This is a genomic window from Protofrankia sp. Cas8 (assembly GCF_963555845.1).
GTDB lineage: Bacteria > Actinomycetota > Actinomycetes > Frankiales > Frankiaceae > Protofrankia.
In genome coordinates, this window is sequence record NZ_CAUVXI010000077.1 from 12030 (window position 1) to 21875 (window position 9846).

Annotated in this window: 7 protein-coding genes and 1 pseudogene; 4 read left to right on the top strand and 4 right to left on the bottom strand. The window is 68.7% G+C overall.

Going from position 1 to position 9846, the window contains the following annotated elements:
• Positions 1 to 664: pseudogene (locus tag U9977_RS13180) on the bottom strand (hypothetical protein); the annotation flags it as partial.
• A 200-nt stretch (positions 665 to 864) separates the two neighbouring features.
• On the opposite strand from U9977_RS13180, the gene U9977_RS13185 reads away from it, so the two are divergent.
• The 3 genes from U9977_RS13185 to U9977_RS13195 are packed head-to-tail and all read left to right on the top strand — an operon-like array spanning position 865 to position 2759.
• On the top strand, positions 865 to 1083 hold the full coding sequence (locus U9977_RS13185; protein WP_322749537.1) for a helix-turn-helix domain-containing protein: 219 nt from the start codon (positions 865 to 867) through the stop codon (positions 1081 to 1083).
• Between the two features lie 50 nt (positions 1084 to 1133).
• Entirely contained in the window at positions 1134 to 1760 is a 627-nt protein-coding gene (locus tag U9977_RS13190) for a hypothetical protein (protein WP_322749538.1), read from the top strand.
• Positions 1761 to 1763: 3 nt separating this feature from the next.
• Positions 1764 to 2759, top strand: coding sequence for a bifunctional lytic transglycosylase/C40 family peptidase (locus U9977_RS13195; RefSeq protein ID WP_322749539.1), 996 nt, complete (start codon positions 1764 to 1766; stop codon positions 2757 to 2759).
• Positions 2760 to 2773: 14 nt separating this feature from the next.
• On the opposite strand, the gene U9977_RS13200 is transcribed toward U9977_RS13195, so the two are convergent.
• The 3 genes from U9977_RS13200 to U9977_RS13210 form a co-directional block, all read right to left on the bottom strand.
• Positions 2774 to 2926: a hypothetical protein gene (locus U9977_RS13200; RefSeq protein ID WP_322749540.1), complete on the bottom strand. Its 153-nt coding sequence runs from the start codon at positions 2924 to 2926 to the stop codon at positions 2774 to 2776.
• 197 nt (positions 2927 to 3123) lie between these two features.
• Positions 3124 to 5442, bottom strand: coding sequence for a serine/threonine-protein kinase (locus tag U9977_RS13205; protein ID WP_322749541.1), 2319 nt, complete (start codon positions 5440 to 5442; stop codon positions 3124 to 3126).
• Between the two features lie 36 nt (positions 5443 to 5478).
• Positions 5479 to 7911, bottom strand: coding sequence for a protein kinase domain-containing protein (locus U9977_RS13210; protein WP_322749542.1), 2433 nt, complete (start codon positions 7909 to 7911; stop codon positions 5479 to 5481).
• 431 nt (positions 7912 to 8342) lie between these two features.
• On the opposite strand from U9977_RS13210, the gene pgi reads away from it, so the two are divergent.
• On the top strand, positions 8343 to 9846 hold a 1504-nt coding region (gene pgi, locus U9977_RS13215), incomplete at its 3' end, for a glucose-6-phosphate isomerase (protein WP_322749543.1).

Below are 9846 nucleotides of genomic sequence, written 5' to 3' on the forward strand. Positions count from 1 at the left end.
CCGCGGGCTCAACCGGCTCCGCGGGCTCCGCTGACGGTGCCGGCTCAACCGCCTGTGCCCGCGTTGGCGGCGCAGCCGCGGAAGCGGCATGAGTGCGCCGCCTTCTGCCGTCCAGGCGCACGACTGTGGGCCGGCCGTCGGTGGCATCCGGCGGGCCACTGACGGCCGGCCCTGGGTTGACGGCCGGCCCCGGGTCGACGGCCGGGCGTGCGTTGACGGCCGGTGGGGGCGGCGGGGCCGGTTCCGGCGCCGCGGTCTGTTCGGGGATTTCGGTCTGTTCGGGGGTCACGGTCTGTTCGGCGATCACGGCCATGGGGCTGTCGGCGGCCAGCAGGCCTGCCGTGTCATGGAGGAGGAAGGTCTCGGCCTGGCGGGGGTCGTCGACCGCGGCGCGGTCCTCGTCGTTCGGGCCACCGCGCAACCGGCGGCGCAGGCGACCGCCCGCCCGTCCTGCGCCCGCTGGGTCCTCACCGCCGGCGCCGGCGCTGGCACTGCCGGTCCCTGAGCCGGTAGCGGACCTGGGTGTCGGGATCGGGTCGGTGGGGGCCGCGCCACGGGTCGTCGAGGCCGGACGTGGGGTCGGCGCGGGTATGCGGGCACCGATCAGCGAGACGGGACGTGCGTCACCGTCCTCACCGTACGGTTCCTGCGATACATCGGTCACGCGCTGTCGACCTCCGTGGTAGTCTCCGGCTGGTTGATGCCTATTGCCGTTACTTGTGGTTAGTTGGTTCGAGCTTTGGACGGATCGATGTAACACGAGTAGTTCAAGTATGACAAGGCCCCTTCGGGGCTCGTCACGGTGCCTTGTATGGGTGTAACTTCCGGCGCCAGCGACGATGTGCTCGGGAAGGGGGTCGTCGCGTGGCACAGGAAGGCGTCCCGGTGGCGGCGTTGGCGACAGGCAGAGATCCTGCGGACGATGACGTGCTGACGGTCGACGAGCTTGTCGCGTGGTTGCGGCTCTCGGAGAGCACGGTGCTCAAGCTCCTGTCCGAACGGGAGATCCCGGCCCGAAAGGTGGGGCACCAGTGGCGCGTCCGCCGTGGCCGGGTCCGGGACTGGCTGGACGGCAGGGAGTGATCTGTCCTGGCTCGTCCGTTGAGTCGACGCCATCCCGGCGGGCGTCCAGGATGATCGTGCTCGTGATCGCGTTGCTGCTGCTGGCGGGTGGCGGGTCCGCCTGCTCGGCGATTCGTGACGTCGCGGCTCGGGCGAGCGCCGTCCCGTCCACGACCGGACCGCCGCCGGCCGCGAACGTGCCGCCCGGCCCTCCCCTCGCCACCGCCTCACCGCCCGCCTCCACTCCGCTGGACACCCATGATCCTGCAAGTGTCGCCGCGGACTGCTTCGTGCGCTGGCAATCCTTTGACGCGCGGGCCGACAGCGGGCCGAACGCCGGCCTGCCGCGTGCCCGCGACTGCATGACCCCGGACTTCTTTGCCCAGCTCAGTGGGCAGGGCCTCGGTGACGACTCCGCGCAGGGACCGACCAGGGCATGGCTCGAACTGCAGGCGGCCGGCACCCGGTCCACCGTCGTCGTCCTGGCGACATCCCCGCTGGGCGGTATAGACACCAGGGCGACCGGTCGGGTGGTGCTGCTGCTCAACGTGCGGCGCACGACAGTGAGCGACCACACCGGCGGCCGGGTGGAGACGGTGTCCAACCCGCTCCTGACGTTGCTGCGCCAGACCGACGGCACCTGGCTCGTGGCCGCGGCGGATCTCGCGAACTCCTACGGCGACGCGCCGGGCCGGTAAGCCATGGCGTCGGGAGCCGGCCGGGTGCATCGGCGGCAGTGGTTGCTCTGGACCGGTGTGGGCCTCATGGGCTCCATCATCGCGTTCGTCTTCGTGGTCATGGCAGTAGTTGTGATCATTGCCGGCCCCTTCATCGGCAGCAACGGCTCCGGCCGGAGCAGGGTCATCACCAATGGGGACGGGATCCCGCCCGAGTACCTGCCAATGATCGTCGATGCGGCGGCCAACGCCGGCTGCGGCGAGGTCACCCCGGCTGTGCTGGCCGCCCAGCTGCATCAGGAGTCCGGCTTCAACCCGACCGCCCAGTCCGGTGTCGGTGCGATGGGTATCGCCCAGTTCATGCCAGGGACGTGGGCGCTGCACGGCCATGGGGATGTGTGGAATCCGGCCGATGCCATCCCGGCCGCGGCCCGTTACGACTGCGCGGTGGCCGCGTCCGTGGCGTCGGTTCCCGGTGATGCGCAGGAGAACATGCTCGCGGCCTACAACGCGGGGCCCGGGGCCGTACTGGCCTACGCGGGTCTCCCGCCGTATCCGGAGACCCGCAATTACGTGCGGACCATCCTCGCGCGGGCGCAGGTCTACGGCGATTCCGTCGCGACCGGTGCCCCGGTGTCGGCCGCCGCGGTCGCTCCGGTGGTGGCATTCATGCGGTCCCAGCTCGGCAAGGCCTATGTGTGGGGCGCGACCGGGCCGGACACCTGGGACTGCTCGTCGCTGGTCCAGGCGGCCTACGCCCAGATCGGGGTGTCGCTCCCGCGGGTCACCGTCGATCAGATGCGGGCTGGCCCGGTCGTCTCCGGCGTCGATCCGCAGCCCGGTGACCTGCTGTTCATTCCGGGTGCGGACGGCACGCCCGCGGCACCCGGCCATGTCGGGATGTACGTCGGTGACGGGCGGGTGATCGCCGCGAAGGGCGCCCGCTGGGGCGTCGTCGAATCGGACCTGTCGGACTGGACGTCGATCGTCGCGGTGACGCGTCCGCTCGCCGGTCCGTGAGTGTGCGGGCGTCGTCATGCGACAGCGGTGACAAAATGGGAGATTCCGTCCGCAATGCTTGCGAGCAGACTGACCGCCGACTGGACCAGACCGGCCGCGTCGGCGGGTGTGTTCGCAACGTAGAAGATCACAAACGCGATTGCGCACACCGGTGCGAGCTTCTTCATGTCAGACCTCGCGGGGAAGACGGGGTGGACAGGCGCCGTCCACGATGACCGGAGCCTGTCGCTACTCACGCTGATCCGACACACCGACAACTCATTTGAGTAACCAGATGGCTACGGGTGGTGCCTTCTGTCCCGGCCGCCGGGTGACCTCAGTGACTGATTCACCGAGTTCGCCGGGTTCATCGTTTTCATCGTTTTCATTGGTTGTGCTTCAGCACGGTCGAAATGGACCCGTCGCCGGCGATTCGTCTGACCAGGCCGTCGTACTGCGCGACGTAGACCGCGCCGGTAGCGTCCACGGCCACACCGGTCGGGCCGTAGACGCGGGCTTCGCGGGCGTCACCTCCGTCGCCGAGCACTGTCGCCGCATGTGCCCCGGCGACGGTGCTGATGCGGCCGGTGGCTGCGCTCACCAGGCGGATGGCGTTGGTCCCGTACTCGGCGATGTAGAGGTCACCGTTGGGCGCCAGCGTGATCCCGTCAGGCTCGTCGAGCGCGACATCAGTCGCCGGGGAACCGTCTCCGATGCTGCCGATCGCCGGCGGCGAAGGTGTGGCTGACGGCGTGGACGGCGTGGAGGCTCCCGTCGGTGGTGCCTTACCCGCGACGCGGGTGATGATCCCTTTCGGGTCGATCTTTCTGACTGTCCTGGTGCCGGTGTCGAGGATGTAGATGCTGCCGTCCCCGGCGACGGCGATGTCCGTCGGTCGGGTCAGCAGAGCCTGGGTGGCCGGGCCGCCGTCGCCGGAGCTTCCGCCTCTGCCGGTCGGGCCGCCGGTCCCGGCGATTGTGTCAATCTTGCCGTCGGCGCTGACCCGACGCACGCGGGTGCCCTCGGTAATGAGGATGTTGCCGTCCCTGTCGACCGCAACACCCTGCGGGTAGGACAGTTCCGCGCTGGTCGCGTTACCCCGGTTGTTTCCCGTGAATCCCTGTTTTTTCGGACCAGTGCCCGCGACCACGGTGATGGCGCCACTGCGTTCGATTGCGAAAACCTGGCCGTCAGAGGCACCGGAGACGACGTAGACCGATCCGTCCGGGCCGACCGCCACGGCGACCGGCTGATCGATCACCTCCTTTTGAGCCGCTGTCGGGCTGACCGGCTCCGTGCCGTTGGGCGGCCTGGTTGTCGACGGCGCGGTGCTTGTCGGCGTCGTCGTCGTGGACTGTGGCGGTGACCCCGCCAGCCAGATGGCGTGCCCGGCCGGGTCGATGGTGATGACCCGGCCGAGGATCGCGTTCGCGATGATGATGTTCCCGTTCCGGTCGATCGCGAGACCCGCTGCCAGCGGCAGTTCGTAGACCAGGGTGTCGCCCGCGTATGCGCCTGTGCCCGGCCTGGGGCCGGAATCGGCGAAGGTGAGCGCGAGCGCGAGCGCGGCACCGGTGGCGACCAGCGCCGCGGCGAGTGCGGCAGCCATGATCCGGTTGCGCCGTACACCGAGCAGGCGGCGCGGGCCGGGCTGTCGCCGCGTCGGATTCGGCCCTGCGTCGAGCCTCGCCGCCAGCACTGCATTCGGCCCTGCATTCGGCACCGGCACCGGCACCGGCACCGGCACCGGCACCGGCTTCGGTACCGGGCTGACGGTGTACGGGCCGGAGTTGGTGGTGTTCGCGGACACGCCGTCGCGGGCCGCAGCGGTGATGACGTCGGGCAGGGTTGTCGGCACCTCGCCGGCGGTGAGCCACCCCGGGCCGAAGGCCCCCGCCGCGGCCACGGCGAGGTCGACGGCGAACTCCTGGGCGGATGCCTGCCGCGCCAGGGGGTTCTTCGCCAGGGCACGCCCGATCACGGCGGCGATCGCCGCCGGCGCCTCGACGAGCGGCGCCGGCGCTACGTTGAGGTGGTGGTGCAGGATCGCCGCGACCGTCAGGTTCTTCTCGAACGGCGGCCGCCCCGCGAGTAGCTCGTAGACGACCAGACCGAGCGCGTACAGGTCCGTTGCGGGGCTGAGGCGGTCGCCTGCGATCTGCTCGGGTGCCATGTAACGGGGCGTACCGACAAGCCCGGTGGTCGTTGTCGCCGTGGCTTCGAGGATCTTGGCGATGCCGAAGTCGGCCACCTTGAGCAGGCCGGTGTCGGTGAACAACAGGTTGTCCGGCTTGACGTCCCGGTGCAGCACGCCTTTCGCGTGCGCCGCGGCAAGCGCGGTGGCGGCGGCCAGCCCGATGGCGCAGGCCCCTGGTTGGCTGAGCCCGGATGCGAACCGTTGGCGCAGGCTGCCGCCGGTCAGCTTCTCCATCACCAGCAGGCACAGGCCGTCGCGTTCCACGTAGTCGTAGACGCGGACGACGTGGGGATGGTCGAGTCCGGCCAGAACCCGCGCCTCCGCCACGAAGCGTTCCCGGATGTCCTCGGCCCCGCTTGTGTGCTCGTGCAGGACTTTGATCGCGACATCCCGGCGGATCAGCCGGTGGCGGCCGGCGAGCACGGCGCCGAAGCCCCCGCGGCCGAGTTCGTCGCCGACGTCGTAGTCCGGCAACGCGGCCGCCACTCGCTCCCGATCGACTGGCATGTCGTACTTCCGCCTGTTCTGCTTGACCCTCTGGGACTATCCGGTCCTGGCGATGGTCGTGATGACACCTGTGGAGTCGACCCTGCGGACCCGGTCGTTCTTGTCGTCGGCGATGTAGAGGTTGCCCGCGCCGTCGACAGCGGTGCCGGTCGGGCTTGACAGCTGCGCCCGGGTGGCCGGGCCGCCGTCGCCTGCGTAGCCTTCGGTCCCATTGCCGGCCACGGTCGCGATCCGTCCGTCGGCACCTACTCGCCGGATGCGCTGGTTGCCGTAATCGGCTATGTAGAGGACGCCGTCGGGGCTGACCGCGACGCTCGGGATGCGCAGTTCCGCGGCGGTCGCCAGGCCGCCGTCCCCGCCGTAGCCGTAGGACCCGTTGCCGGCCACGGTGCTGATCATTCCGTTTGGGTCGATCTTGCGGACGCGTTCGTTGCCGAGATCCGCCACGTACAGCGTGCCGTCGGCGGCGATCGCCAGCCCGTTCACGTTGTTGAACTCGGCCGCTGTGGCTGGGCCGCCGTCGCCGGCGAAGCCCTTGGTTCCGTTACCGGCCACTGTTGTGATCACACCGTCCGGGCTGATCCGTCGGATGCGCTGGTTGTTGTAGTCGGCGACGTACAGGGTGCCGTCGGCGGCCAGCGCCAGCCCGTTCGGTTCGTTTAGCTGGGCCGACGTGGCCAGGCCGCCGTCCCCGGTGAAGCCGGCCGTCCCGGTACCCGCGATCGTCCTGATGATCCCATTTGTATCAATCTTCTGGATGTGGTTGTTACCGGAGTCGCTGAGGTAGATGTTCCCCGCCGCGTCCAGGAGCGTCGCGGCCGGGCTGTGTAACTGTGCCTGGTTCGCGGGTCCGCCGTCCGGGGTGGAGCCACTGGTCCCGGTGCCGGCGACGGTGACCACGGTCCCGTTTTTACTGATCTTGTGGACCTGGTGGCTCGTCCAGTCGGTGATGTAGAGCGCGCCCGCCTTGTCGATGGTGACGTCATAGGCGTCCAGCCCCGCCACGGTCAGCGTCGGGCCGGCATAGGCCACGCCGGGGGAGTACGTCGCGGACAGCGCGGCTGACCTGGTGCGGTGGTTTCTGGCTGTGACCAGTGCGACACCGGTGATCAACGCGAGTACCACGGCGCAGGAGACACCCACGACGAGCCAGGTCCGGCGCGACGGCCGGGCTGATTGCGTAGGGTAGTTTTTCCATTCCGGCGGATAGCCGGATGTCGGTTGCGGTCCGGACGGCCCGGGACCCCGACCGGCCGGTGGGACGAACGGGTTCGCCTGCCACCAGCCGGAGCCGGCCTGCGCCGGCTGCGGCCGAGGTTGGCGGGCCGCCGCGGGATCGGGATGGGCCGGCGGGAACTGCCCCGGGGCGAGCCGTGTCGGCGGCGTGACCGCTGCCGGCGGTACCCACGGGTCGGCATTCAGACGCTGTCCGCGTGGATCGCCGGGCGCAGCGGTCGCCGGCGGCCGGAGACCGGCCCGGCCCGGCCACGGGTCCTGGCCGCCAGGTACCTGGCCGCCCGGTATCCGGCTGCCCGGTATCCGGCTGCCCGGCGGGTGTGGGTTCGACCGGGCCGGCGGCCGCTGCGCCGCGTGTCGGATCTCGTCGTCGAGGCGGACCTTGATGCCGGACTCGGCGAGCCAGTCCGGGCTGAACGTGTGCGCGGCAGCCCCGGCCAGTTCGAGCGCGAACTGGGTCGCGCTCGGGAACCGGGCGGCCGGGTCCTTGGCGAGCGTGCGCATGATCATCGCGCTGATGGCGTCGGGCACGCCGTCCAGCGGCGGTGGCGTCACGTTGAGGTGATGGTTGACCAGCGCGCCCACGGACAGGGTCCGACCGAAAAGTGGCCGACGGGCCAGTAGCTCGTAGAGCACCCCGCCGAGTGCGTAGAGATCGGTGGAGGTGTACAGGCGACCTCCGGTGATCTGCTCGGGGGCCATGTATCGAGGCGTCCCGAGAACACCGCTCGCCGTCGTCTCGGTGCCTTCGAAAATCTTGGCCACGCCGAAGTCCGTGACTTTGAGAAGCCCGTCCGAGGCGAACATCATGTTGTCGGGCTTGATGTCGCGGTGCAGGACGTTGTGGGCGTGCGCGGCATCCAGTGCGGCCGCCGCGGCGAGGCCTAACGCGCAGACGGCCTCGGGCGACATCGGGCCGACCGCCACGCGCTGACGCAGCGTGCCGCCGGGAAGCAGCTCCATGACCAACAGGTAGGTGCCCTGATGTTCGACGTAGTCGTGGATACGCACGACATGCGGATGGTCGAGTTCGGCGAGTACCCGCGCCTCGGCAAGGAAGCGACCGCGCAGGTTCGCGTCGTCGGCGGTGTCGAGCAGGATTTTGATCGCGACATTCCGGCCGATCAACCGATGGCGGCCGCCGAGCACCAGCCCATAGCCGCCACGGCCCAGTTCACCGTCAACCTGGTAGCCGGGGAGCGCGGCCTGCACCAGCGAGCGATCGATCAACAAAGGTCAGGTTCCGTTCGCCACCGTACGGATGACATTGGCCGCATTCGTGCCCGTCGGTGGCCGTGCCGACAACCGACATCTCTTTCTGCCTTTGGCCCTCCGGCCACAAATCAATCGTGAGTGTACGACTGTGGCCACCCGTCGCTCTCCCGGTGGTCCCGGGCGACTGTGACAAATTGGTGACAGACATCACAGTAGCTCCAGATTGATGACCTTATGGATCCATTTGTTTACTTTCTGTTATAGGGTGGCATGTCCGCGATGGCGGCGATCCGGTGCCCCGCGGCACCGCCCGCCCGGTGACTCACCCGGTGACGCGCGCGGTGACCTGGCCGGTGACGTGGTGACGTGGACCTGGCGTGGGGCATGCAGGATCGTGAGCGTGTCGCCGACGCGCCCGCGGCCATCGGACTGGGAGGTCCCGAAAGATCATGTCTCCTATCGAGCCGTCCATTGATGCTGTCCAGCACGCGTCCCCCATCATGGGAACGCCGGAATGGGCAGCGCTCGACAAGCACTTTGCCGAGATTGCCGACGTCCACCTGCGCAACCTGTTCGCCGACGACCCGAACCGGGGCGAGACATTCGCCGTGGAAGCCGACGGGCTCTATCTCGACTATTCCAAGAACAGGGTCACCGACCGGACGGTGGCTTTGTTGACGGCCCTTGCCGAGCGGGTGCGACTGCGCGCGCAGATCGAGGCGATGTTCACGGGACAGCGGATCAACACGACCGAGCGCAGAGCCGTGCTCCATGTCGCGTTGCGCGCTCCCGCGGACGCCGTCGTCGAAGTGGACGGCGTGAACGTCGTTCCCCAGATCCACGCCGTGCTCGAGCGGATGTCGGTCTTCGCGGACAAGGTCCGTTCCGGCGTCTGGACCGGAGTTACCGGCAAACACATCCGGACTGTCGTCAACATCGGGATCGGAGGTTCGGATCTCGGGCCGGCCATGGCATACGAGGCTCTGGTGGATTACTCCGACCGGTCGATACAGTTTCGTTTCGTATCGAATGTGGACGGCACCGACATCTGGGAGGCGACCGCCGACCTCGATCCGGCCGAGACGTTGTTCGTCGTGTCGTCCAAGACCTTCACGACCCTGGAGACGCTCGCGAACGCCCGCACCGCGCGGGCTTGGGTGGTCGACGCACTCGGTCCGGACGCGGTTCCGTTTCATTTCGTGGCAGTCTCGACGAACACGGAAAAAGTGACGGAGTTCGGTATAGACAGCGCGAACATGTTCGAGTTCTGGGACTGGGTGGGCGGGCGCTATTCGCTGGACTCGGCGATCGGCCTGTCCCTGATGCTGGCGATCGGGCCGGACAACTTCCGGGACATGCTCGCTGGATTCCACGCGATGGACGTCCACTTCCGGACCGCTCCGTTCGAGCGGAACCTGCCGGTGCTGCTCGGTCTGCTCGGCCTGTGGTATCGGGACTTCTTCGGTGCGCAGACCCATGCCGTGCTGCCTTACAGTCATTATCTCGGCCGCTTTCCCGCCTATCTCCAGCAGCTGGACATGGAGAGCAACGGCAAGTCGGTGGACCGGGCCGGGCGAGCTGTTCCCGTCCCCACCGGCCCGATTGTCTGGGGAACTCCCGGTACCAACGGCCAGCATGCCTACTTCCAGCTCATCCACCAGGGAACCGCGTTGGTTTCCGCCGACTTCATCGGTTTTGTCACGGCGAATCACGACGTGCGCCAAGGCGGTGCGGACCACCATGTCCTGCTGATGGCGAACTTCTTCGCCCAGACCGAGGCGTTGGCCTTCGGCCGGACCGCCGAGCAGCTCGCCGCCGACCGGGTGGACCCCGAAATCATTCCACACCGGACATTTCCGGGTAACCGTCCCACCAACACGATTCTCACCGACCGGTTGACTCCCTTCCGGCTCGGCCAGCTGGTGGCCCTGTACGAGCACAAGGTCTTCACCC

Bases quoted from the DNA above. Each gene is read 5' to 3' on its own strand.
- U9977_RS13195 (WP_322749539.1), top strand. From the start codon at position 1,764: ATGGCGTCGGGAGCCGGCCGGGTGCATCGGCGGCAGTGGTTGCTCTGG.
- U9977_RS13205 (WP_322749541.1), bottom strand. From the start codon at position 5,442: ATGCCAGTCGATCGGGAGCGAGTGGCGGCCGCGTTGCCGGACTACGAC.
- U9977_RS13200 (WP_322749540.1), bottom strand. From the start codon at position 2,926: ATGAAGAAGCTCGCACCGGTGTGCGCAATCGCGTTTGTGATCTTCTAC.
- U9977_RS13190 (WP_322749538.1), top strand. From the start codon at position 1,134: ATGATCGTGCTCGTGATCGCGTTGCTGCTGCTGGCGGGTGGCGGGTCC.